This is a genomic window from Bythopirellula sp. (assembly GCF_041737835.1).
GTDB lineage: Bacteria > Planctomycetota > Planctomycetia > Pirellulales > Lacipirellulaceae > Bythopirellula.
In genome coordinates, this window is record NZ_JBGSQY010000050.1 from 54,336 (window position 1) to 76,668 (window position 22,333).

The following is a 22,333-nucleotide window of genomic DNA, read 5'->3' on the forward strand; positions in this document are numbered from 1 at the left end:
ATGCGTACCCTTTTACTTGCAGCGCTGTTATTCGTTCTTGTGCCCACAGCCCACGCCCAACTTCCCGTTGCCACGGGCCGCCAATACACGCTTAGCAACGCCGCTTGGAAAGTCTTCATCCCCAGCACCTATGTCCAGCGTCCTAACAGCGTGGCTGATGTGTTGGTCCACTTCCACGGCGATCCGCAGACGTTTTACAACAATGCCGCGTATGCGAATCTCAACGCAATCTTAGTGACAGTGAACTACAGCGGCCTGTCGAGTGCCTATACAACACCCTTTAGCAATCAAGCCCTCTTTCAAACCGTGATCGATGAAGCACTCGTTAAAGTGCGGTCGCTAAGCGATATCTCGGATTCGTTGGCTTGGGATCAAATTGGTGTTTCGTCTTTCAGCGCGGGATACGGTGCGGTCCGCGAGATTCTTAAATCATCGAACTATCGCAATCAGATTGATGCGCTGCTCGCCGCCGATTCGTTGTATGCCACCACTGCGGGAGATGGCACGTCGGTCGATTCGCAGCTGGCCGACTACAAAACTTTCGCTAACTTGGCCAAGAATGGCAGCAAGACGTTCCTCTTCAGTCATTCGCAGGTCCCCACTTACACCTACGAAAGCACTGGCGAAACGGGCGATGAATTGATGCAGTATCTCGGCATTGCTCCGACTGCCACGACGGCCAACGGTTTAGGAACACTCAATTTCTATCGCACGGCACAGACCGGCAACTTTCGCTTGTGGGGCGCGCACGGTACCGACGGCGATTCGCATCTTGAGCACCTGCGCTACATCGGTGAGTTTCTGAAACAGATGCCCTTGGCTTTGGTCCCTACGTCTCCCGCGGACTTCGACCGTGATGGTCGTTTCGACGCGGGTGATTTACCGATCTGGCAAGCGAGCTACGGCGTGAACGCCAACGCGGATGCCGACGGTGATGGCGACACCGATGGTCGCGATTTTCTATTATGGCAACAGCGCGTGACTTATGCCGACGCTACGCCGTCAGTCGCAGCGATCCCCGAGCCATCCACAACGATCTTGATTGCGATCGCCATACTCCTAGCCGGATCGCAACGCGAACCGGGCAAACACCGCTAATTCAACGGGAACAACCAATCCTTATCTTTGTTCTCGTCGATCAGCTTAATCATCGCACCTTCTTGCTTCTCGAGTGACCGCGCCGCCGAAGCCCTGACCCGATCATTGGCGATCGCGTGCGCAAACCAAGGGGCATGCGTTTTGATCGCTTGCGTAAGTTTCAGCGTCACAAGCGTGTGATCCCCCTCGCGCTCCAGCCGAGTTGACATCGTGTAACCCAACAAACGGGGCGACCCTTTGATTAATTGCGTTTCGGAGTTGATGTAATTCGGATCGATTTCTACGTTCTGCTGCAACGTGACGACTTCATGCCCCACGTAGTCGTCGAGCGTACGAACCTGGAGCTCACCCTTCAAATCGAGTTTCCAGCCCGGGTCGGGGGAAAACACCGATTTGAGTAATGCCTCGCCAATGTTGCCCCCTTCGGCTTGCACGTTGGCCTCGTCCCATTTTTGCGAGACGAATTCGCTGGTGCCCCCCATGGTGATGATCTCTTTCGCGGCATTCGTGCGGACCATGATCTTGCGGACTTTGGTGAAATCCTGATCGATCACAAAGGTTCGCTCGACGGTCTGCTGCGAAACATAATTCGCGGTCAGCACCCAGCTTGCGGCAAACGCGGCGATCGATAGCACCAAGCCACCCACAATCCACGGCCATTTAAGTTTTGTGCGGGGTGTCTCAATATCAGAATCAGGCATGCTCTTTTCCTGGGAGTTATGAATTATCGTAGCTTACTCACCAGAAATCCGCGGGACCAGCCAAACTCATCGAATCACCGGATTTACGCCTGTTTCTGAAGGGTTTTACGCGTCACAATTTGCAGTTGCTCGCGACACTTACCCACACCCGTCGGCACAATCACCTTGCGTTCGATCAGCATCTATCTGATGGCCTTCTTCACGGTGATCATCTTCTCCAGTGCCCCCGCCTGCGTAAAAGCCGTGAGTCTCAACACGATCACGCAAGGGATCGTTCGCTTAGGGCTGGCCAGCGCGGGGATGACGTTGCTGCTCTTGTTTCCCGGCAAGCTAACCCTCCAAGAATTCAAAAGCTGGAACCGCCGCACCTGGTGGGCGCTGTCACTTGTCGGATTTGCTTTCGGTCTGCACTGGTTGCTCTTCTTCGCCAGCATCAAACTTGCCAACGCGGCCATCGGCGCGATTGGTTTCTCGACCTACGGCTTGCACTTGCTGCTGTTGGGTTGGCTGTTTGGTTTTGGGCAAGTCTCGAAGCTCGATTTGTTCGGTTTGGCGCTCGCCTGTGTGGGCACGTATCTGCTGATTCCCGAGTTCAGTTTTCAGAACGACCACACCGTGGGCCTGATCATCGGCATCTTGAGCGGCCTCGCCGCCGCGGTCTTGCCATTGATTCACCAGCGTAACGCCGACATCGACGTTAACATTCGCACGTGGGGACAATTTACGTTGGCCCTCCCCATGTTTTTTCTGCTCTGGCCTTACACCGATTGGACAATCATCCGCAGCGAGATTCCATTGATTCTGTATCTGGGACTAGGAATCGCGCTCGTGGGCCACGGCATGTGGGTCCATGTGACGACCGAGCTTTCGACGACGACGGTCAGCATCCTGTCTTATCTGTATTTGCCGATCTCGTTGATCTTCGGTTATCTGACGCTCGGTGACAGCGAAAAACTCTCCGGTCGAATGCTCGTCGGCACGGTGCTCGTGTTGATCGCCAATGGCATCGTCCTCTGGAGTCAGACCCGCCTCCGCGCCCTGGAAGCAGAAGTCATCGAAACGGTGTAAGATTATCGTTGCGTAGGCCGGAACAAGCTCCGCGCAGTTCCGGCATCTTCCGTCATTCCCGCGCAGTGCCTGCCCTCACGAAGGTGGGGGCGGGAATCCAGGGTTCGTGCCGGAACTTCGTAGAACTCGTTCCGGCCTACAAAAGAGCAACATTCATGTTCAAAATCATTCTAGGCGTTCTTCTCTTTTCACTCTGCCAAAGCTCCCATGCCATTGAACCCTGCCGCATCGAAATCATCGACTCCGAAAACGGTTGGCCGGTACCGTTGGTTGAACTACGCACCACCCATCAAATGCGATTCGTTTCGGACAACGCAGGGGTGATCGCCTTCGACGCGCCCGAACTCATGGGCCGCGAAACCTGGTTTTCTGTCGAAGGCCACGGCTATGATGTGCCCGCCGATGGCTTCAGTAAGCGGGGCGTGCGGCTCGTCCCCGAGCCAGGAAGAACTCTCGCCGTCAAAGTGAATCGCCAACTTCCCGGTAAACGACTTGGCCGCCTCACCGGGGGAGGATTGTTTGCCGAGTCGCAGAAACTAGGTGAACACATCGACTGGCCGGAAACCGGTGTGCTCGGTTGCGATAGCGTGCAAGTCGCCGTGCATAACGGCAAAATCTTTTGGGCCTGGGGCGACACGACCTTGCGGCAATATCCGCTGGGGCTGTTTCAATCCACGAGCGCCACGAGTGATCTCAAACCGCTCGAAAGTTTCGAGCCGCCATTGAAACTCCGCTTCGAATATTTTCTGGACGAAGCCGACCGTCCTCGCAACGTAGCCGTTATGCAGGGCAAGGGCCCAACATGGCTCAGCGGTTACGTCACGCTCCCCGACAAGGATGGTAAACAACGCCTCGTCGCTCACTACGTGAAGATCAAAGGGAAGCTCGATTCCTACGAAAGCGGGCTGTGCGTTTGGAACGACGAAACCGAGAATTTTGAACGGCTCAAAAAACTGTGGACGAAGTCCGACGCCGAGCCGAAGCAACCCTTTGGCCCCGAAGGGCATCCCGCGCTCTGGAAAGATGACGCAGGCAAAGAATGGTTGCTCATCGGCGATCCGTTTCCACGTTTTAAGTGCCCACCAACATTTGAAGATTGGCAAAACCCCGAAACTTGGCAGCAACTTGAACAACAAGCAACCGTTCCAACGGCTGATGGCAAAGAGCAAATCACACCCCATCGCGGCTCAATCGCTTGGAATGATTTTCGTAAGAAGTGGGTAGCCGTCTTCACGCAGCTGGGGGGCAAGTCTTCGCATCTGGGAGAAATCTGGTACGCCGAAGCCGACGAGCCGACAGGCCCTTGGAAAGGTGCCGTCAAAGTCGTCACGCACAACAACTACACGTTCTACAATCCGCGGCTCCACCCGGAATTGACCCCCGCCGATTCGCCGATCTTGTTGTTCGAGGGGACCTACACCCAAACCTTTGCCGACCGCCCCCAGGCGACGCCACGCTACGATTACAACCAAATACTGTACCGGCTGGATTTGAACGAACTTCCCTAACCGCTTGCGGCCTAGCGATTTGGCAATTGACTCTGCCCGCAAAGCTGCTACACTTACGCATACAAATTAGGTGCGAGACCGCCGCGAATGGACACATCGGCGGATCATTCCTTCTATGCTGCTAGCCCGCTTCGGTGGGTCCTGCCTCAGATTGCGAACGATTCTCTTGCTCCTCAGGCTCCACGACGGGTTCGTCGGGAGACCTTTGCTCTTGGAGCTTTGTGCATGTTAATTGCACCGCGTCAGTAGCAGATTTGGTGAGTAGGTTTGTCCGTGAGTAGGTATTTAACCTACGTTACGCCCTGCTCAGACATCACGTACGCACCTACTAACTTACTCACCCATACAAGTGTCTCGCTGAGCCCACGTAAACGGTTCGCGCACGACAGAATATTTCCCACCAGAAAGTAATTTTCCCATGAGTTTTGAATCCCTCGGTTTGTCCCAGTCTTTGCTGCGTGCCATCAAGGAAAAGGGCTATGAAACCCCCACCCCCATCCAAGCCCAAACGATTCCCGCGGTTCTCGCGGGACGCGATATGATGGGCTGCGCTCAGACCGGTACTGGCAAGACGGCCGCATTCGCGCTGCCGATGCTCGATCGTTTGTTCGCCAAAAAGAAAGAACCGTTCCAAGCCGGCAAGCGTCGCCATCATCCCAACTATCGCCCGGTGCGCGCGGTGGTGCTCGCCCCCACGCGCGAGCTGGCTGCTCAGATCCTCGACAGCTTCAACACCTACGGCAGCAATTCGGGTTTACGCTTCGCGGCGATTTACGGCGGCGTCAGCCAGAATCCCCAAGTCCGCGCGCTCGACCGGGGCGTTGATATCCTGATCGCTACACCGGGTCGACTCCTCGATTTGATGAACCAGGGCTTTGTCGACCTTGCCAACGTCGCGATTCTTGTGCTCGACGAAGCCGATCAAATGCTCGATATGGGCTTCCTGCCCGATATCAAGCGGATCGTCTCCGCCGTGCCGCAACGTGAGCAGACACTCATGTTCTCGGCCACGATGCCCGCCGAAATCAAGTTGCTGGCCGATAAGTGGCTGCGTGATCCCGAGTATATTCAAGTCACACCCGCGGCGACCACAGTCAAGGCCATCAAGCAGTCGGTCTACTTTGTGACTGCCAAGAACAAACCACAACTGCTCGCGCATTATTTGCAAACCAATGCGATCGAGCGGACCTTGATTTTCTCCCGCACCAAACATGGCGCGGATAAGATCGTCAAACATCTTGTCAAGCATGGCCTTCGTGCCGCCGCGATTCATGGCAACAAAAGCCAATCCGCGCGGATGAAAACTCTCGACGAGTTCAAATCGGAAAAGCCACCGATTCTTGTGGCGACCGACATCGCTGCCCGCGGTCTCGACGTGCGGGGCGTTTCGCACGTGATCAACTACGAACTTCCCGAAGTGCCAGAAACCTACGTCCACCGCATCGGCCGGACGGGCAGGGCGGGCGCCACCGGATTCGCCACCTCGTTCTGCGATCGCGACGAACGGCCCCGTTTGTCACGCATCGAAAAGCTCACGAAGCTTCGTATCGTGGTCGAGGAAAACCATCCCGAGTACGCCGACCAAGGTCAATCGGAACCCAGCCGCGACGAGCGGCCCCAATCCCGCGGCCCCCGTGGCAATTCGCAGTCCCGCAGCCGCGGCAATTCGACTCCCCAAAACGGCGGCGCTCCCCGCAACAAGTCACGCCGCCCCGCGCGACCGAAGAAGCCCCAAGGCGAGTCGCAAACCGACCGCAGCGAAACGCGTGACACCCAACGCGAGTCGGTCCAGGGACAAGGCGATGCCGTGGCCAGCAAGCCACGCAAACGTCGCCCCGCCCCAGCCGGCGCCACCGCAGGCCGCCCCGCGAAGAAAAAGTGGCGGCCAAAGGTTGGGAAGTAACTTCAGACGGTAATTCGACAAGATCGTGGAAGTGATGGCTGTTAGGCTTTATCAGCCTTCCAGCCATACTCCACGTATTGATGATCGAACGAGCCATCGTCGTACAGGTCGAGGATCGCATAGCCCTCGTCGCAATCTTTGTGGCGGCCTTTCCACCACCCGCCGCAGACTGCGCCGTCGCAAAGATAGGTGACGCCGTTGTAGTCAACGCGGTCGAGCGTGTGCAGATGCCCGCTCACGCAGAGCTTCACGGTGGGATGCTGGGCGAACAGATCCTTGAGTTTTATGCAATCGGTGTGAACTAAACCACACCCGTAATGGAATGCATTGTCCTTCTGATTGGCGAACAGAAATGCCGATGCACTTAAGATCGGAATGTGTGACAGCACCAACACGGGGGTGGTCTTGGGCGTATCGCGGAGCGTGTTGGCGAGCCAATCGTATTGTTCTTCGTCGACATACGCCGAGTAGCCATTCGGATCTTCCGGATGATGCTGCGTGCTGTCGAGCACGATGAACTTCCAGCCGCATTGGTCGAACGCGTAATATCGGTTATCCAGCTTCAGCATTTCCGTGGACCGGAGCTTGCCGTAGTTCGGCTCTTCACCGGTGGTCTTGCTGCTCGACTTATTCCAGCCCCAGATGTCGTGATTGCCAATCGCCGACCGCACGGGGATCGAGCAATCGTTCTTCAATGTGTTTTGCCAAATGTTCCATTGCAGCTTAGTCCGCGCGTCATCGGCGCCATAGCTGTCCATGATTGAATCGCCACCCGTGAGAATCAGATGCGGTTTATCTTTGTGCTGCTGCACATGATGCAAGCAATCGATCATCCCCTCGGTGGCTCGCCGTTCGGGTTGAACGTGAAAGTCCGTCATATGCGCCACGCGTAACGAGCGCTTGCGGCAGGGATCGACTTTTTCGGCACAAGCAGGTGCGGAGAAACTTCCCCACGCCGCGGCCCCTAAAGCCGACGCACCCAACAACGACAATGTTTCACGACGATTGAGCGACGTATTTTTCATACGGCGGTTTCCTTAGCACAAACGAGTGGTTAAGCAACTCACTCTGTTCTAGCAAATTTTGATGAAGAATTGGCATCGAAATCGCGCACGAAAATCTACGGTTTGCACGAGCTCATCGAGCCAATTGCTGCATGAAATGCTAAACTGCAGTTCGCTTTTCCGACCACTTTCAAACCTTTTCGAGGTGCTGTCATGCCGCAGATCATTCAAGCCCCCGTGATCGTGAATGCCGCTGGGAATAAGCCGAAGCGCATTGAAGAATACGCCGGTCGTGTGAGTTCAGGCCACACCAACGTGAGCGTCGCGCGGATGGTATCGCCCGGCGGTTGGGTCGAACCCGCGCAAACTCCGGAGTTCGAGGAAATCACCGTGATCTTGCGCGGGCTGTTGCGGATCGAAGTCGGAGACGAGATATACGAACTGCATCCCGGGCAGGCCATCGTCACCAAGCCAGGCGAAACCGTGCGCTACAGCACCCCCGACCCCGAAGGCGCGGAATATATCGCCGTATGCATTCCGGCATTTTCACCGGAAACGGTCCACCGCATTGTTTAACCGATCGTGTTCCGCTCGTAAACTACACCTCCGGAATCTCATACCCCTTGCGCTGCTCGCGCTTTTGCATCGCGTTGGCCACGTCGTCGCCAACAATGGTTTCCGTCGCGGCGTCCCATTCAATCGGGCGGTTCAAGCGCCCACTGATCGCCGCCAAGTGGCCAGTTGTCACGGCTTTGTGATGCGACCACACGTCCGACACCGGCTTCTCGCGCGTTCTGATGCAATGAACAAAGTCGGCCATGTGATCCCACGGATGCCCCACTCCGCGCACCTCGTCGAGCGCATCCTCGGGGAGCGGATTCTCCTTGAGTTCGTCAGCTGGCTTCCCTTCGAGTCCACCACGATTCACAAAAATGCGGCCCTTGGTTCCTTCAACGAGCAAACCATTGCGCGCGTCGCTTGAGACGGTCACTTGCACGTCGTTGGGAAACTCCAACAGAAACTCGTATTTCGTCGCTACGTTATAACGGTCAGTTTGCTTGGGATTTCCTTTTTCGTCGAACTCAACGGGATGCTCCACGTTGACCGGCGTCACTTTCTTCACGCCGCCATCTTTGCCGTTCTGACCTAACAGCCACTGGCAAATGTCGATGTGATGGGCACCCCAGTCGGTGAGCTTGCCGCCGCTGAAATCGTACCACCAGCGAAACTCCTGATGGCCGTTGCTCGCATCCTCGCCGCCGTCGCCAAGTGATTTTGCCGCCGTCCACTTCTTGAGCTTCGGACCAAACCGGTAATCGCGGACCGGACATTGACCCAACCACTTGTCCCAATCCAGCGTGCTGGGAGCAGCCTCAGTGGGAATCCCTTCGCTGTAGGGAGCACGGTCGATGCCGATGGTTATTTTCTTCACGTCGCCGATTCGCCCGGCGCGCACCAGGGCGATCGCTTCCACGAACTGTTTCATCGAGCGTTGCTGCGTGCCGACCTGCATGATGCGGTCCGACTTTTCGAGAGCGCGAATCATCTGTCGCCCTTCATCGATTGTGAGCGATAACGGCTTTTCGCAGTAAACGTCCTTGCCCGCTTGGATCGCTTCGACCGCGATCTTCACGTGCCAATGATCAGGCGTGGCAATGATCACGGCATCGACATCGGGTCGATCCAATACTTCGCGATAATCACCGTAGCCATGTGCAGGGCTACGCCCACTTCGGACAAGCATACTTTGAAATTTAGCCCGATGATTGGTATCGATATCACAGGCCGCGATAACATCGCCAAACGGCGCAAGCGTTGTGCCAATATCAAACCCACGCGAACCCAGGCCAATCACGCCGAGGCTTAAGCGGTCGCTGGGATGTTCTTGCGCGAACAACCGGCTGGGAACGAAGTAAGGCGCGACGCCCGCCGCTGCGGTTGTCGAAAGCGTGCGACGCAGAAACTCCCGCCGCGAAGTGGATGAATAAGGCATGCCGCCCTCGGAATTGTGATGAGATTGTTCCAACAAACTTCAGTATACGGCCCACACTGCGTTTTTCTTCCCCTGGTTTCCAAAAAACCGCCCGTGATAGGCCGTTCAATTATTGGCGGCGATCAGCAACAATTAAAGAGTTCTCACCCAGAACACCCTCCTATCAAATCTCTCCTTTCCATCGCATTCAGGCTCCCCATGAACGCAACCGTCTTGCTTCGCAGCATCGTTCTCCATTCACTGGTCCTCACAAGCCTCGCGGCAGCGGCCGAAGTAGCCGAGCCGACCCCAGGGCAAATTCCGCCGTTGCCGTTTCGCCCGCCGCTAGGCATCCCCGCGTTCCCCGGTGCTTGGGGCGGAGGCATCTTCGCCACCGGCGGTCGCGGCGGCAAAGTCATACCCGTCACGAATCTCAACGACAGCGGCCCCGGCAGTTTGCGTGCTGCCATCGATGCCGAGGGCGCACGCATCGTCGTGTTCAAAGTGGCCGGAGTGATTCCACTCAAAAGCAATCTCGATATCAACAACCCTGACATTACGATTGCCGGCCAATCCGCGCCGGGCGATGGTATTTGCCTTGCCAACGCATCGCTCAACATCAACACCCGCAACGTAATCATCCGCCACTTGCGCGTTCGCCGCGGACTCACCGAAGGGGGTCAAGGCTCCGACAACATCGGCGGCAATCCCATAGAACAGATCGTCGTCGATCACTGCTCGGCCAGTTGGGGTATGGACGAAAATCTTTCGCTCTATCGCTACATGCGAGATGAAGAGGATGGCAGCCAGACCAAATTCCCCGTCAAGAATCTCACGGTACAGTATTGCATCAGCAGTGAAGCGCTTGACGCCAAGAATCATGCCTTCGGTGGTACCTGGGGGGGTGAGGATAGCACATTCCATCACAATCTGTTCGCCTGCAACACGGGTCGCAATCCATCGATCGGCATGAGTGGCGAATTCGATTTCCGCAACAATGTGGTTTTCAATTGGGCGCACCGCACGATGGATGGCGGCGACGAAACATCGTTGATCAACGTCATCAACAACTATTACAAGCCCGGTCCAGCCACGAATGAAGAGATGCGCGACACAATCGCCCGGATCGAAGAACGCGATATGTATTCCCCTGGCCGCCGCTTTGAGCCCGGTGGTTGGTATCCGAAGGAAGCAAAGCGCCCCGGCAAATGGTATGTCGCGGGCAATTATTTTGATGGCTCGCCCGAAGTGACCGCCGACAATTGGAACGGCATGAAGTCACAAGATCGCGGCGAGGGTAATGAACTCGCCCGTGTGAACACGCCGTTTGAAGCCTGGCCCGTGAAGCAGCAAACCTCACACGAGGCTTTTGATACTGTGCTCAAGCTCGCCGGGGCGACGCTCCCCAAGCGTGATGCCGTCGATGCCCGCGTGACCGAAATGGTTCGCACTGGCAAAACGGTGACTAAGAACGGCATCGTGGCCGACCCCAAAGAGGTGGGTGGTTATCCCGAGTACAAATTCGATCCGGCAGCAGTTCCCGCCGATACGGATGGCGATGGCATGCCCGACGAATGGGAAAAGGAGCACGGCCTCGATGCCAATCAAGCTTCCGATGGCTCGGCCGACGCCGACGGCGATGGTTACACCAACGTCGAAGAATTCTTGAACGGCACCAACCCACAAGAAAAAATCGACTACACCAACCTCGGCAACAACATCGACACGATCAGCGGCTAAAAACTTAGCACCGGGTGATTTGATGGTTCTGCCATCAATACACCCGGGGCTGACTCGCTCTATTCATTTATCCACCGCGCTCCACCGCCATCTCAATCTCTTTCATATACTCAATACTCACCCGCGCAATCTCCAGCGGACTCGGTTCATACTTAAACACTTCCACGCTGACCCAGCGGTCGTATTTGATGTCGTGCAGCGTTTGCATGATCTCCCCATAAGGAACGTCCCCCATGCCGGGACCTAGCAGGTTCGGATCGTTGGCATGAAAATGAACGAGCCACTCCTGGCTGCTTTTGATGATGACCGGGATCGAATGCTTTTCGCTCGACATGGCCTTCACATCGAGATGCAACTGGCAGTGTGGTGAATCGACGAGCTTCGCCAGCCGGATACCTGTTTCGGCGGTCAACATAAAATCCCCTTCGGCGGGACCTAGTGGTTCCAAGGCAATCGTCACATTGTTGTCCGCGCAGGTCGGCATCACAGCTTGCAGAATTTCCGCCGCGTATTGTTCGGCGTCGTTGTAACCCACACCCGGCAAGAGATTGCGCTGCTGTGGCGAGCCGAGTACCATCACCTTGCCACCCAGATCACCGCACAACTGCACCAGGGCTTTGAGATAATCGGTTGTGACACTGCGCACCGCGGCATCAGGGCTCGTCAAATAAAAACCGCTCGTCTTCGCCAACAGCCAATGCAGGCCGACAACTTCCAATCCCGCGTTGGCCGCGATCTTGGCCACGTGTTGCCGCATAAACTTCGGAACCGCGCGGGCATCGAAATGCTCGTCTTGCTTCCATAGCGTAAACGGCGCGATTTCCACGCCCGTATAACCAAGCTCCGCCGCTTGAGCCCACGCTTGTTCAAACGGCTCGTCGCCAAACATCTCGTTGCAGAAGGCGTATTTCATGGTTTCATTTGTACAGTTTTGGGCCGTAAAACCAATTGCATATACTAGTAGAATCGCTATATTTATTAGGTGAACATGCGCCCATTAAACACACACTCCCGTTTTTTCTTATAGAATTCTTATGTCGCTCACTTCAAGGAAGATTTATCAAGGGGACTGCATCGAGTTGATGCGGAAGATCGACGCCGGGTCGGTCGATTTGGTCTTCGCCGATCCACCATTTAACATCGGATACGAATACGACCAATACGACGACCGTCAAGAAGATCAGAAATATCTCGATTGGTGCCGCGATTGGATTCGTGAAGCTCATCGCATCCTGAAACCCTCTGGCACGTTCTGGCTGGCCATCGGCGATGAATATGCCGCCGAACTCAAGGTCGCCGCCCAACGTGAGATCGGCTTCACGACCCGCAGTTGGGTGATTTGGTATTACACGTTTGGCGTGAATTGCAAAAACAAGTTCAGTCGGTCGCACGCTCATCTGTTTCATTTTGTGAAGGACGAAAAGAACTTCACATTCAACGCCGACGATCCTGCCATTCGTGTCCCCTCGGCACGTGCGCTCGTTTACGGTGACAAGCGCGCCAACCCCAAGGGGCGACTCCCCGACGATACGTGGATCCTCAGGCCACAGGATTTCCAAAGCGACCGCTATGGCTTCACGCCCGACCAGGACACATGGTTCTTTTCGCGCGTGGCCGGCACATTTAAGGAACGCCAAGGTTTTCATGGCTGCCAGATGCCGGAGCAGCTCTTGGCTCGCATCATTCGCGCGAGCAGCAACCCGGGGGAACTCGTGTTTGATCCCTTTTCAGGGAGTGGTACGACACTGGCCGTCGCCAAAAAGCTAGGCCGAGACTTTTTAGGAACCGAACTTTCGACCGAATATGCCAAAGCGGCGACCGACCGGCTTAAGAAAATCAAAAGCGGTGACGCACTCGATGGCCCCGCTGATCCCGTTGCCAGCGCCCCCAGCACCGCCAACGGCGTGCGATTGGGAGAAAGTGGTAAGAGAATTCGTTCAACGAATGCTGAATCAATTAGAAGTACTGCTAGATCAATTCAAGCAGATAAAATTTCTATTCAGAAAGGAATTATCGAAGCTTTCCTCGCCACTCATGAAGGATTTTCTAGCGATCGTGTCATCGCTGATCCCCATCTTAACGAAGCATTCATTGAACGATGTAAGTTCCTTGGTATCTCTGAAAGTGTAGCTGATCTAAATAGGATGCTCATGGGACTTCGGAAGGCAAGTAAACTTCGGACTAGATTCACTCCTCGAAGTATTACAATCTCCCGCTGCGAGTTTGACGCATATGAATTTGCAGCCGAGATGGCCTGGAAAATGGTCAGAGGTAAGTTTAATGGTGCATCGATTGACGAAATCTTGTGTGATCCCGAGAAGGTGTTGCTGTTTGATGATATTGCACGAGATTTCTCTCCTGGATTTAAGAGAGTTGATTACCGATGGGCTGCGTTGCGAATTCGTAAGCGTGGAGATGCGTTGCGCAAGTCGCTCGCCCGCGACCCCAGCTTTAGCATTGGAAGGTTATCTCCCATCGTACCTCTTCAAGAATTCAGGGCGGAAAAATATGAGCAGCGCCCTTCAATCTATGTTCTGAAAGATCAATCTAAATCAGACTTGTTTATTGGTGAAACATCAGATTTTGAACGGCGGATCAAACTTCACTTGACCTCATGGAACCTAGATAAACGACCAGAGTTCGTTTCAATATTGCCCCAACAAAAGCATTTTAAAGAATGCAAGGCTCGACTGGTGGCCAGAAAAAACCCCATCCTAAATGTGGACCTAACAGTGGTAAAGAGTTGAATAACCATGTAATTCAGGCATTCTTGGCTATTAGCGATGGGTTCTCACCAGACCGTGTGGTGACAGACCCTGAGTTGAATGCCCGTTTCTTGAAACTTTGCAGCGAACTAAACGCCTTGGAAGAGCCTCAGCTTTGCAACCGTATTCTGATCAACGCGAGGAAGGCTGGGCTACTTAAGGGTATCAGATGTACCAAACGCACAAGTTTTTCGTCTGAAGGTGAATATAGATACGCAAGCGAAATCGCTATCCGACATCTCGAGAGAAAACTCGACGTTACATTAGACGACTTAATTTGTGATCCTTCCTTAGCAATTGAGTTTGATCATATCGCAGTTAGTATTTGTCCTGGATTTTCTGTACTCGAATATCGTTGGGCAGCTTTGAATCTTCGTAAGTCGAGTAGGCTAAAGCCAGAACTCCTATCTCATGTGATACGCCCAACAGGAGTATCTTTTGGAAGCGTCAATGAGCTGAGCGTTACAGAATTACCTAGCTCCCAAGGTTTGTACTTGTTTTATGGCGGGAAGCAAACTCTTTACATAGGTGAAGCACAATCTCTACGCCGTAGAATAGAAAAGCATCTAGATCACTCTGATAACCGTGAATTGGCTCGATGGTTCTGGGAGAACGGCTTTAGAAATGTGCATTTAGAAATTCAGGAGCTTCCATCCGAAACTTCAACGAAGATCCGACGAGCTTTGGAAAGTGAGCTGATAAACAGTCGTCATCCAATATTTAATGTCCGGCGGCTTTGATAATCAAAAAATGAATCAAGACATGCCAAATTCGGACAAAGATTTGCCATTCTGCATTGAAGCCGCTTGGCGCGCGGAGATCGATCGCCGTGCTAATGAATCAGACAAATTAAACGATAGCATTCCTTTTCAGGAAGCGTGGTCACGAATCGCGGATGTCATCTACAAATTACCCAAAAAGAACGGCAGTGGGACACTGCCGGCTAACCGTTAGCCGGCATCGTTCCGATGCCGTGTGTGAACGGTGTCACAAACGACCAGCGCTGCAATTGCTTGCCTTCTTTCATGGGATTGTTTTCGACGTATCGAATCGCACGCCAAACAGCTTCCGGCGTATCGAGAAAAACCTTCCAACAACCCTCTGCCCAACAACTTGGCAATTCACCCGTGCGCTCGAAATCGACTTGAAACGGATGCAATCGAGCCACTTTAAGCGCAAGCGCCGCTTCGCGCTTGAGATGACCCAACACCTGGGCTGGTTTGTACGAACTCGCCGCCACAACGACATGCACATGCTCGGGCAAAATCGCGCAGGCCAACAGTTCGTGGTTACTTTTCTGGATCGCCCTCGCAAAGCCGCGGGCGATTTCCCGCGCTTGAAGTCCCGAAAAACTTACCGGTTCGCGAATCAGCGCTTCCTTAACGGCTAACCGTTGTTGGTGATCATGCACAGCATGAGCAACGCTTTGCCTGGTCGTCACTTTCGTCGCTCTGCCACCGGCATGAAAGAGCTCCCACGCGGCCACCAAATCCGACCACGAGCCACGCGGATCGTTCGGTAGCCAGAATCCATAGGCGGTAATAATGCCATGAAATGCGAGCATGACACACAGTGTACATGCGACCACATGCATGTCAAGCAAATTTTACCGTTAGCCGGCACCGTCCCGGTGCCGTTCTTCCTTCTTCGGCAAGAACCCCGTGCAGAACGTCACCGCCATCGTCACCCAGAAGATCCAAAACGCCGGCGACTGATAGTCGTGGAAATCGACACGGTGATGATCCTTCGTGTTGAACCCCCAGTCGATCAGCAGCTTCGCACCAATCAACAGCACGAGCCAATAAGCCGTCGACTCGAAGCGTGGAAACTTTTCGAGAAGTCGTATAAAGATCACAGCCGCAAAGCGCATCAGCACCACGCCCAAAATACCGCCGGTAATGATGACCCATAACTTGGGGTGGAGAGCCGTTTCGGAATGGCCTTTTGGTACAGGACCCACAAGTGCAATCGCCGCCAGGATCGAATCGACTGCAAACGCGATGTCGGTCATTTCGATCACAAACACCGTGGGCCAGAATTTGGCTGTGCCATCAGCCCCTTTGCCATCCATAATATCGGTGGCGTGGGGGACCGGCACACGCTGTTCGATTTCCGATTCTTCTTCTTCCGCCGTCAGTGGCAACCCCGTCCGTTCATGAACTAAAGCGGGTTCCCCTTCAATATCGATGGCAGCTTGTTCGTCCTTGTTGCCACGTTCGAAGTACAGGTGCTTGATCGCGATATAAGCGAGATAGCCACCCCCCAAGAGTTTCACGACGGTCCATTCCAACAAGAACGTCGCGACGGCGATGGCCAGGAATCGAAAGACAAAGGCTCCGACTAAGCCGTAAGTCAAAGCGCGCTGGCGCTGATGCCGCGGCAACCGCTTCGCGAGCAAGCCCAATACGAGGGCATTGTCGATCGACAAAACCCCTTCCAGCAAAATGAGAATTCCGACGATTCCCAGATCGCCCCAAACAAATTCCTGTCCAAACGGCAACGCAGAGAGCATGACAACCCTAGCTAGAGATTCTCGTTGATAACCAGTAATAAGCCGTGGATTATGACAGCCAGTACCAGTGGGGAAAAGGCTACTCAGAACCGTATTTAATTCCTCTAGTTAACGCACAATTGCAGCATTTCTCGGCAAACCGCATGCCATGGTAATCCTTGCATCCGTAGGCTTTTTAACCGCGAATCACCCTCTGAAGTGGCCGCTTCAACAGAAAGTCATGTCATCTCAAACCCAGGAGGAATATCAGTCATGCGTATCGCTACAATTTTCGCCTTTGCCAGTTTATTGGCCCTAGTGGCTAGCAGTGCAAACGCTTGTCCCCGCAGTCAAAAGACTGCGCGTCACACTTATTCAGGAAAGCCGGTTGTTCATATGGTTTCGCAAGTTGTTGCGCAAGATGAGGAAATGGATATTGTCGATACGGCCGTTGCTGCCGACAGTTTTAAGACCTTGGTGGCTGCCGTGAAAGCAGCAGGTCTCGTCGACACACTCAAGGGCGAAGGTCCTTTCACGGTGTTCGCTCCCACGGATGAAGCCTTTGCCAAAATCCCCAAGGAAACTTTGGAATCGCTTCTCAAGCCCGAGAACAAGGACAAGTTGGTCGCGATCTTGACCTATCACGTCGTCCCAGGCAAAGTTATGGCCGCCGATGTTGTGAAGCTCAAGAAGGCCAAGACCGTCCAAGGCACGGAAGCAACCGTCAAAGTCGAGGGTGACAAGGTAATGATCGACGGGGCGAATGTGGTCAAAACCGACATTCCCTGCAAGAACGGCGTCATTCATGTCATTGACGCAGTGATCATGCCCAAGTAGTTTGAGTTGCGGGAGAGGGTTGCCTGTGCAGCCCTCTCTCCCTTTCTTCAAAGAAATTTGGGTCTCGTCTTGGAAGAAGCAAGCATTCTTTCTCGCGTTGCGTCTGGCGATCCAACTGCAGTCGAGCAGTGTATTGCTCGCTATGGTGGATTGGTCTGGACGATTGCGCGCAAGTTGAGCCCCACGCTTGCCGATGCCGAAGATGCAGTTCAGGAAGTTTTTGTCCAACTGTGGCAGCAGGCCAAGCGATTCGATCCGTCGTGTGGTTCGGAGGCAACGTTCGTCACCATGATCGCCCGACGCCGGTTGATTGATCGCCTGCGAAAATTGCAACGTCGGCCCACCCCGGCATCGTTTGAAGCCTCTGCGGCCGAGCCCGCCGCTCAATCCACCGACTGGGCACAAATCTCCGACGAAGTGGCTTTTGCCCGACAGCAAATGCAGCGACTCAAATCCGACGAACGTCAGGTTTTGACGTTAGCTTTGCAAGATGATCTTACGCACACCCAGATTGCGGAACAATTGGAGATGCCGCTTGGTACGGTCAAGTCGCATGCTCGTCGTGGGCTGTTGCGGTTGCGAGAACTCATGGGACTCGAGAAGGCGGCCTTAGTTGGCGGGGAGGGGCGCGCATAATGTCATCCCATCCTGATTACGACCGCTTGCTGGAACTCCTAGCCGACCGAGCCTTGTTCGAACTTTCGTCCGAGCAACAGGCCGAACTCGATTCACTGCTCGCCAATTCCCCCGAGTTCGATACCGAAGAACTGGATCGCGTCGCGGCCACGGCATTTTTGGCGACCTTAACGGAACAGAATGAGTTGCCCGCCGCGCTGGCAACGAAAATAGCCAGCGATGGCCGTGCCATGGTTGGTGTTCAATTCAAGCGGACTTTGCCCCCGGCAGGATCACCACTAAGTCGCCGGGAAATGGCGGCGTGGTTCACCGCGGCGGCGGCCTTGCTTGTTGCAGCGTTCTTTGGCACACGAGCCACGGAACAAGAAGTGGCGGAATTCATTCCTGACGAATCGAACGCTGCTGAATTGAAAGCCGATTTAGCACTTACTCAGGAAGGTTTAACTCAGGTGGCTTGGGCACCCGGAACCGATGAAGCAGGCAAACAAGCCACCGGCGAAGTCCTGTGGGACAACAAACGGCAACAGGGGGTGATGAGCTTCAAAGGCTTGCCCGTGAACGATCCGAAGAAGAGCCAGTATCAACTTTGGATCTTCGACACGGCCCAAGATGAAAAATACCCGGTCGATGGCGGTGTCTTTGATATTCCCGCCGGACAAGACGAAGTCTTGGTGCCAATTCACGCGAAGCTGCCGATTGTCGATCCCACGCTGTTTGCAATCACAATCGAGAAGCCCGGCGGCGTGGTTGTTTCCAGCCGTGAGCGCCTGCCGTTGCTGGCTCAAGTCGATAAGTAGCGAACACCCAGCTAGCGCAGCGATTTGGCCACTGCGCGGTTTTCCTTCCGCACGAGTTGTCCGCACGCGGCGCCGATATCGGCCCCCAAGGAATAGCGAATCGTCGTGGGAATCCCGGCTTGTTTGACGACTGCCGCAAACGCTTCGCGTTCAGACTTTTCAGTGCCGGTCAGGTGAGGCGAATCGTCGATGGCATTATAAGGAATGAGGTTCACATGGACGTTGAGACCCGCGAGCCAATCGACCAACTCGTGCGCTTCCGCCAACGAATCGTTCACTCCGGCGAGCATCAAGTACTCGATCATCACGGTTTTGTTTTGCAGGCTGTTCACTTGTCGTAAGGTCGCTTGCAATTGATCGAGCGGGTAACGCTTGGCGAGCGGAATCAACTGCTCGCGCGATTCTTGCCGCACGCTGTGCAAGCTGAGTGCGAGATTCACTTGAGGAAACCGCCGCACGCAGCGGAGCATGCCGTCGGCAATCCCCACCGTTGAAACGAGAATTTTCGCGGGCGAAAAATGAAACATCCGCGGCGAAGTCAAACATTCAATGGCCGCGTACAGATTTTCTTCATTATGAAACGGCTCACCCATTCCCATGAAAACAATGTTGCGGAGCGCGCGGCCCTCAGGTGCCAACATTTGCCCCGCCTGCAACACTTGATCGCAAATCTCCCCCGCAGAGAGATTCTGAGCGATTCCCATCTTGCCGGTCGCGCAGAAATCACAAGCCGCGGCACAACCAACCTGGCTCGAAACACAAAGCGTCGTCCGCCCCGTCGCGATGCGCAGGATGACCGATTCGATCAGCATGCCTGTGGCCGTGCGAAAGAGGAGTTTCGTCGCTCCGTCGATCTGCGAGTCGTGCCGCGAATCGAGCGTTAACGGATGCAAGGCAACATGTTCCCGCTCGGCAAATTCAGCAAGCGCCTTTTCATCGCTATCAAAATGCTTGAACAACGCGGTCCGCAACCGGCGCAGTCGCTGCGGCTCGATCCGCAACTCCCGTTGCAATCGCTCGACCTCGGCCGTGTTGTAGATGCTGATCTTGGACATGAAAGATTTACAGGAGGAAGCAGAGAAAACTTACCAGTCATTCCGAAAGGAGTTCTACGACTTGAGGAATCTGGATTCGATCTTCACACGCCTTCAATACTTGAAAATACTACAGGCCAGATTCTTCAGTCGCCAAGGCTCCCTCAGAATGACAGGATCAATACCGCTGCTAACTCCTGTTCAAATTAGAAGCGTCTTACTCATTTCACCAGCAATTTCTTGCACATACCGCGGCACAAGATACCCCGGCAGGCGCTTGCGCAGTTCCGTTACGATGCGTCGGCCTTCTTCCACGGACACTTCAAAGTGGGCCGCCCCCTGAACGCGGTCCAATTGATGCAAATAGTACGGCACAACGCCCAGCTGAATCAGCCGCTCGCTCAACTCTTGCTGAACACTCACCGAATCGTTGACGCCACGCAGCAACACCACTTGGTTCAAGAGTGTCACACCGGCACGGCGCAGCTTATCGAGCGCCTTTGCCACATCGTGCGCAAGTTCCTGAGCGTGATTCACATGCACCACCATCACCGGTGCGAGCCGTGTGCTGTTCATCCAATCGATTAACTCCGCAGTCACGCGCGAAGGAACAACGACAGGCAAGCGCGTGTGAACACGCAGCCGCGTGACATGCTCAATCGCAGCAATCTTCTCACAAAGCGCCGCCAATCGCGCATCCACCAGCATCAGCGGATCGCCGCCGCTGAGAATCACTTCGTGAATCGTGTCATCCGCTGCAATCGCTGAGAGTGCTGCATCCCACGCAGCGGTGCTGTGCGGCGCTTCTTCATAGGGGAAGTGACGCCGGAAACAATAACGGCAATGAATCGCACACGCCCCTGTGGCAATCAATAGCGCCCGCCCTGCATATTTTTGCAGCACGCCCGGCCGCAATGTCGCGGCGGTATCCCCCACAGGATCGGCCGTGAAACCAGCGACAGTATGCTCCTCAGCACCCAACGGCAGAACCTGTCGAAGGAGCGGGTCATCAGGATCGCCGGGCCGCATGCGGGCGAGGTAACTCGGCGGCACGAACACCGGGAAATCTTTGGCTCCTGGCAGACTTTCTGCAGCAGGTTCCGGCAAGTCCAACCGCCGGCAAAGTTCCGCCGCATCGCGCACGGCCAGCCGAATTTCCGCCTGCCAATGAGACTCATCGGCAGGGGGTAAAACGGGGCGGACAAGTCGGTCGGAATGAGCTAGAATAGCCATTTTAATTTTTGTTTGTTAGCCGGCACCGTCCCGGTGCCGTTCCATGCAAGATAACCAGTAGCGAGACAGGAAGATACCGTGCCCACGTACAGTACCAACGAATTCCGCAAAGGACTCAAGATCCAAATCGACGGCATTCCCTTTCAAATGGTCGAAATGAACTTCCGCAAGCCAGGCAAGGGCAACGCCCTGTACGAGTGCAAACTGAAGAACCTGATCCGCGGCACGGTCACCGACAAAACCTATCGCGCCGGTCAAACGGTCGAAGCCGCCGACGTTTCGGAATTCACCGCCCAGTTTCTTTACAAGCAGGGCGAGGGCTACATCTTCATGAAGTCCGACGACTACGAGCAATACGAGCTCACCGGCGAGCAAATCGGCGATGAAGCCAAGTTCCTCAAGGAAGGCATGGAATGTTCGCTCGTCGTGTTCGACAACAACCCGATCGGCGCGACGCTTCCCAATCACGTGGTGTTGCAAGTCGAATATTGCGAGCCCGCGGTCAAAGGCAACACGGCGACCAACGTCTCCAAGCCCGTGAAGCTGGAAACCGGCGCAGAAATCCTGGCCCCAGCGTTCATCAACATCGGCGATTGGCTCCGCGTCGACACCCGCACTCAGTCGTACATCGAACGCTCGAAGGATCCCAACGAAGCTTAAGAACACTCCCAGCCGGAGGCACACCTGCCTCCGCGGCCCCAAATCGCATTGCGATCTGGCTTTAATTCCGATTTTCAGCAAGATTACCCTGGAACTCGCGAATCGCCTAAAAGGATTGCATTCAGCCGCCAACCGGTTAGGCTGACGGCTGCTGCGTGGCTTGAATTTTGAGTATTTGACTCGCAAGGGAGACTCTCATGGTGTGGGCAATTTTGGGGACCATCGTCGGCGTCGGCGTGTTGCTGCTGTTCTACGGCGTGGCGATCTACAACAACTTGGTCGCTTTGCGCAATCGGCTGGACAACGCCTTCGCTCAGATCGAAGTCCAGCTCAAACGTCGTTACGACCTGATCCCTAACTTGGTTGAAACCGTCAAAGGTTATATGTCCCACGAAAAGGGGACGCTCGAAGCCGTGATCAACGCCCGCAATCGTGCCTCGAGTGGTTTGCAGGCCGCCGCTGCCTCGCCGGGCGACCCCAAAGCCATGCAGGAACTCGCCGCCGCGGAAGGCGCGCTGGGCAGCACCTTGGGTCGTTTGTTCGCCTTGTCGGAAGCCTATCCCGACCTCAAAGCGAATCAGAACATGGCGCAGCTCACCGAAGAGATCACCGCGACGGAAAACAAAGTAGCCTTCGCCCGCCAGGCCTACAACGATTCGGTGATGTCTTACAACACCTACCGACAATCGTTCCCGCCAATTTTCTTTGCCAACATGTTCGGCCACAACCGCGATGCCGAGTTGCTCGAATTCGCCGACAGCGCCGCGATCGCCGAAGCGCCGAAGGTGTCATTTTCTTAGGACCATTGGACTATGGACCGTGGACTGTGCAAATACTCACAGTCCGCGGCCAATAGTGATTTGTCGAGACCACAGTCCCACAGTCT

The 22,333-nt window shown here is 54.8% G+C and carries 22 protein-coding genes; 14 read left to right on the plus strand and 8 right to left on the minus strand.

The window, feature by feature from the left end:
- A complete protein-coding gene (locus tag AC6T8Q_RS15540) occupies positions 1-1,098 on the plus strand; it encodes a hypothetical protein (protein ID WP_500679952.1) in 1,098 nt (365 codons plus the stop codon).
- Here the strand turns inward: AC6T8Q_RS15540 and AC6T8Q_RS15545 are convergent.
- Entirely contained in the window at positions 1,095-1,799 is a 705-nt protein-coding gene (locus tag AC6T8Q_RS15545) for a hypothetical protein (protein ID WP_500679953.1), read from the minus strand. The two genes, AC6T8Q_RS15540 and AC6T8Q_RS15545, sit on opposite strands and share 4 nt — an antisense overlap.
- Before the next feature lie 165 nt (positions 1,800-1,964).
- On the opposite strand from AC6T8Q_RS15545, the gene AC6T8Q_RS15550 reads away from it, so the two are divergent.
- From AC6T8Q_RS15550 to AC6T8Q_RS15560, 3 genes are all read left to right on the plus strand, one after another.
- The gene (locus AC6T8Q_RS15550) at positions 1,965-2,867 is read left to right on the plus strand and encodes a DMT family transporter (protein WP_500679954.1); all 903 of its coding nucleotides are present in this window, start codon (positions 1,965-1,967) and stop codon (positions 2,865-2,867) included.
- Between the two features lie 155 nt (positions 2,868-3,022).
- The gene (locus AC6T8Q_RS15555; RefSeq protein WP_500679955.1) at positions 3,023-4,375 is read left to right on the plus strand and encodes a hypothetical protein; all 1,353 of its coding nucleotides are present in this window, start codon (positions 3,023-3,025) and stop codon (positions 4,373-4,375) included.
- Positions 4,376-4,793: 418 nt separating this feature from the next.
- Positions 4,794-6,278 (plus strand): DEAD/DEAH box helicase, encoded by a 1,485-nt coding sequence (locus AC6T8Q_RS15560; protein ID WP_500679956.1) that lies wholly within the window; start codon positions 4,794-4,796, stop codon positions 6,276-6,278.
- Positions 6,279-6,319: 41 nt separating this feature from the next.
- Here the strand turns inward: AC6T8Q_RS15560 and AC6T8Q_RS15565 are convergent, their stop codons facing one another.
- Positions 6,320-7,303: a metallophosphoesterase family protein gene (locus AC6T8Q_RS15565; RefSeq protein WP_500679957.1), complete on the minus strand. Its 984-nt coding sequence runs from the start codon at positions 7,301-7,303 to the stop codon at positions 6,320-6,322.
- Positions 7,304-7,495: 192 nt separating this feature from the next.
- On the opposite strand from AC6T8Q_RS15565, the gene AC6T8Q_RS15570 reads away from it, so the two are divergent.
- Positions 7,496-7,858, plus strand: a complete 363-nt coding sequence (locus AC6T8Q_RS15570) for a cupin domain-containing protein (RefSeq protein WP_500679958.1) — start codon at positions 7,496-7,498, stop codon at positions 7,856-7,858.
- Between the two features lie 22 nt (positions 7,859-7,880).
- Here the strand turns inward: AC6T8Q_RS15570 and AC6T8Q_RS15575 are convergent, their stop codons facing one another.
- A complete protein-coding gene (locus AC6T8Q_RS15575; RefSeq protein ID WP_500679959.1) occupies positions 7,881-9,275 on the minus strand; it encodes a Gfo/Idh/MocA family protein in 1,395 nt (464 codons plus the stop codon).
- Positions 9,276-9,473: 198 nt separating this feature from the next.
- Here AC6T8Q_RS15575 and AC6T8Q_RS15580 point away from each other — a divergent pair, with 198 nt between their 5' ends.
- Positions 9,474-10,994 carry a pectate lyase gene (locus tag AC6T8Q_RS15580; RefSeq protein WP_500679960.1) on the plus strand — a complete coding sequence of 507 codons (1,521 nt, stop codon included), beginning with the start codon at positions 9,474-9,476 and terminating at the stop codon, positions 10,992-10,994.
- A gap of 67 nt (positions 10,995-11,061) precedes the next feature.
- On the opposite strand, the gene AC6T8Q_RS15585 is transcribed toward AC6T8Q_RS15580, so the two are convergent.
- Positions 11,062-11,907 (minus strand): sugar phosphate isomerase/epimerase family protein, encoded by an 846-nt coding sequence (locus AC6T8Q_RS15585; RefSeq protein ID WP_500679961.1) that lies wholly within the window; start codon positions 11,905-11,907, stop codon positions 11,062-11,064.
- 169 nt (positions 11,908-12,076) lie between these two features.
- On the opposite strand from AC6T8Q_RS15585, the gene AC6T8Q_RS15590 reads away from it, so the two are divergent.
- The 3 genes from AC6T8Q_RS15590 to AC6T8Q_RS15600 are packed head-to-tail and all read left to right on the plus strand — an operon-like array spanning position 12,077 to position 14,713.
- The gene (locus AC6T8Q_RS15590) at positions 12,077-13,741 is read left to right on the plus strand and encodes a DNA methyltransferase (protein ID WP_500680098.1); all 1,665 of its coding nucleotides are present in this window, start codon (positions 12,077-12,079) and stop codon (positions 13,739-13,741) included.
- 23 nt (positions 13,742-13,764) lie between these two features.
- Positions 13,765-14,499, plus strand: a complete 735-nt coding sequence (locus AC6T8Q_RS15595; protein WP_500679962.1) for a GIY-YIG nuclease family protein — start codon at positions 13,765-13,767, stop codon at positions 14,497-14,499.
- On the plus strand, positions 14,483-14,713 hold the full coding sequence (locus AC6T8Q_RS15600; RefSeq protein WP_500679963.1) for a hypothetical protein: 231 nt from the start codon (positions 14,483-14,485) through the stop codon (positions 14,711-14,713). The genes AC6T8Q_RS15595 and AC6T8Q_RS15600 overlap by 17 nt, the downstream gene beginning before the upstream one ends.
- Here AC6T8Q_RS15600 and AC6T8Q_RS15605 read toward each other — a convergent pair.
- On the minus strand, positions 14,703-15,323 hold the full coding sequence (locus tag AC6T8Q_RS15605; protein ID WP_500679964.1) for a transposase: 621 nt from the start codon (positions 15,321-15,323) through the stop codon (positions 14,703-14,705). The genes AC6T8Q_RS15600 and AC6T8Q_RS15605 overlap by 11 nt on opposite strands.
- Before the next feature lie 48 nt (positions 15,324-15,371).
- Positions 15,372-16,271 carry a TerC family protein gene (locus tag AC6T8Q_RS15610; RefSeq protein WP_500679965.1) on the minus strand — a complete coding sequence of 300 codons (900 nt, stop codon included), beginning with the start codon at positions 16,269-16,271 and terminating at the stop codon, positions 15,372-15,374.
- Positions 16,272-16,646: 375 nt separating this feature from the next.
- Here AC6T8Q_RS15610 and AC6T8Q_RS15615 point away from each other — a divergent pair, with 375 nt between their 5' ends.
- The 3 genes from AC6T8Q_RS15615 to AC6T8Q_RS15625 all read left to right on the plus strand — a co-directional run bounded on the left by AC6T8Q_RS15615 (position 16,647) and on the right by AC6T8Q_RS15625 (position 18,520).
- Positions 16,647-17,087, plus strand: a complete 441-nt coding sequence (locus tag AC6T8Q_RS15615) for a fasciclin domain-containing protein (RefSeq protein ID WP_500680099.1) — start codon at positions 16,647-16,649, stop codon at positions 17,085-17,087.
- Between the two features lie 69 nt (positions 17,088-17,156).
- Entirely contained in the window at positions 17,157-17,723 is a 567-nt protein-coding gene (locus AC6T8Q_RS15620; protein ID WP_500679966.1) for an RNA polymerase sigma factor, read from the plus strand.
- Positions 17,723-18,520, plus strand: a complete 798-nt coding sequence (locus tag AC6T8Q_RS15625) for an anti-sigma factor domain-containing protein (protein ID WP_500679967.1) — start codon at positions 17,723-17,725, stop codon at positions 18,518-18,520. Before AC6T8Q_RS15620 ends, AC6T8Q_RS15625 begins: the two co-directional genes overlap by 1 nt.
- Positions 18,521-18,531: 11 nt before the next feature.
- Here the strand turns inward: AC6T8Q_RS15625 and rlmN are convergent, their stop codons facing one another.
- A complete protein-coding gene (gene rlmN, locus AC6T8Q_RS15630) occupies positions 18,532-19,575 on the minus strand; it encodes a 23S rRNA (adenine(2503)-C(2))-methyltransferase RlmN (protein ID WP_500679968.1) in 1,044 nt (347 codons plus the stop codon).
- 180 nt (positions 19,576-19,755) lie between these two features.
- Positions 19,756-20,787: an EF-P beta-lysylation protein EpmB gene (gene epmB / locus AC6T8Q_RS15635; RefSeq protein WP_500679969.1), complete on the minus strand. Its 1,032-nt coding sequence runs from the start codon at positions 20,785-20,787 to the stop codon at positions 19,756-19,758.
- Between the two features lie 78 nt (positions 20,788-20,865).
- Between epmB and efp the strand changes: the two genes are divergently transcribed.
- Positions 20,866-21,447, plus strand: a complete 582-nt coding sequence (efp, locus tag AC6T8Q_RS15640; RefSeq protein ID WP_496921206.1) for an elongation factor P — start codon at positions 20,866-20,868, stop codon at positions 21,445-21,447.
- Between the two features lie 197 nt (positions 21,448-21,644).
- Positions 21,645-22,247 carry a LemA family protein gene (locus tag AC6T8Q_RS15645; RefSeq protein ID WP_500679970.1) on the plus strand — a complete coding sequence of 201 codons (603 nt, stop codon included), beginning with the start codon at positions 21,645-21,647 and terminating at the stop codon, positions 22,245-22,247.
- Positions 22,248-22,333 lie beyond the last annotated feature (86 nt).

Coding starts and splice junctions, on each gene's coding strand:
- AC6T8Q_RS15540 (WP_500679952.1), top strand. CDS start 1: ATGCGTACCCTTTTACTTGCAGCGCTGTTATTCGTTCTTGTGCCCACA.
- AC6T8Q_RS15545 (WP_500679953.1), bottom strand. CDS start 1,799: ATGCCTGATTCTGATATTGAGACACCCCGCACAAAACTTAAATGGCCG.
- AC6T8Q_RS15555 (WP_500679955.1), top strand. CDS start 3,023: ATGTTCAAAATCATTCTAGGCGTTCTTCTCTTTTCACTCTGCCAAAGC.
- AC6T8Q_RS15560 (WP_500679956.1), top strand. CDS start 4,794: ATGAGTTTTGAATCCCTCGGTTTGTCCCAGTCTTTGCTGCGTGCCATC.
- AC6T8Q_RS15565 (WP_500679957.1), bottom strand. CDS start 7,303: ATGAAAAATACGTCGCTCAATCGTCGTGAAACATTGTCGTTGTTGGGT.
- AC6T8Q_RS15570 (WP_500679958.1), top strand. CDS start 7,496: ATGCCGCAGATCATTCAAGCCCCCGTGATCGTGAATGCCGCTGGGAAT.
- AC6T8Q_RS15575 (WP_500679959.1), bottom strand. CDS start 9,275: ATGCCTTATTCATCCACTTCGCGGCGGGAGTTTCTGCGTCGCACGCTT.
- AC6T8Q_RS15580 (WP_500679960.1), top strand. CDS start 9,474: ATGAACGCAACCGTCTTGCTTCGCAGCATCGTTCTCCATTCACTGGTC.
- AC6T8Q_RS15585 (WP_500679961.1), bottom strand. CDS start 11,907: ATGAAATACGCCTTCTGCAACGAGATGTTTGGCGACGAGCCGTTTGAA.
- AC6T8Q_RS15590 (WP_500680098.1), top strand. CDS start 12,077: ATGCGGAAGATCGACGCCGGGTCGGTCGATTTGGTCTTCGCCGATCCA.
- AC6T8Q_RS15600 (WP_500679963.1), top strand. CDS start 14,483: ATGTCCGGCGGCTTTGATAATCAAAAAATGAATCAAGACATGCCAAAT.
- AC6T8Q_RS15605 (WP_500679964.1), bottom strand. CDS start 15,323: ATGCTCGCATTTCATGGCATTATTACCGCCTATGGATTCTGGCTACCG.
- AC6T8Q_RS15610 (WP_500679965.1), bottom strand. CDS start 16,271: ATGCTCTCTGCGTTGCCGTTTGGACAGGAATTTGTTTGGGGCGATCTG.
- AC6T8Q_RS15615 (WP_500680099.1), top strand. CDS start 16,647: ATGGTTTCGCAAGTTGTTGCGCAAGATGAGGAAATGGATATTGTCGAT.
- AC6T8Q_RS15625 (WP_500679967.1), top strand. CDS start 17,723: ATGTCATCCCATCCTGATTACGACCGCTTGCTGGAACTCCTAGCCGAC.
- rlmN (WP_500679968.1), bottom strand. CDS start 19,575: ATGTCCAAGATCAGCATCTACAACACGGCCGAGGTCGAGCGATTGCAA.
- epmB (WP_500679969.1), bottom strand. CDS start 20,787: ATGGCTATTCTAGCTCATTCCGACCGACTTGTCCGCCCCGTTTTACCC.
- AC6T8Q_RS15645 (WP_500679970.1), top strand. CDS start 21,645: ATGGTGTGGGCAATTTTGGGGACCATCGTCGGCGTCGGCGTGTTGCTG.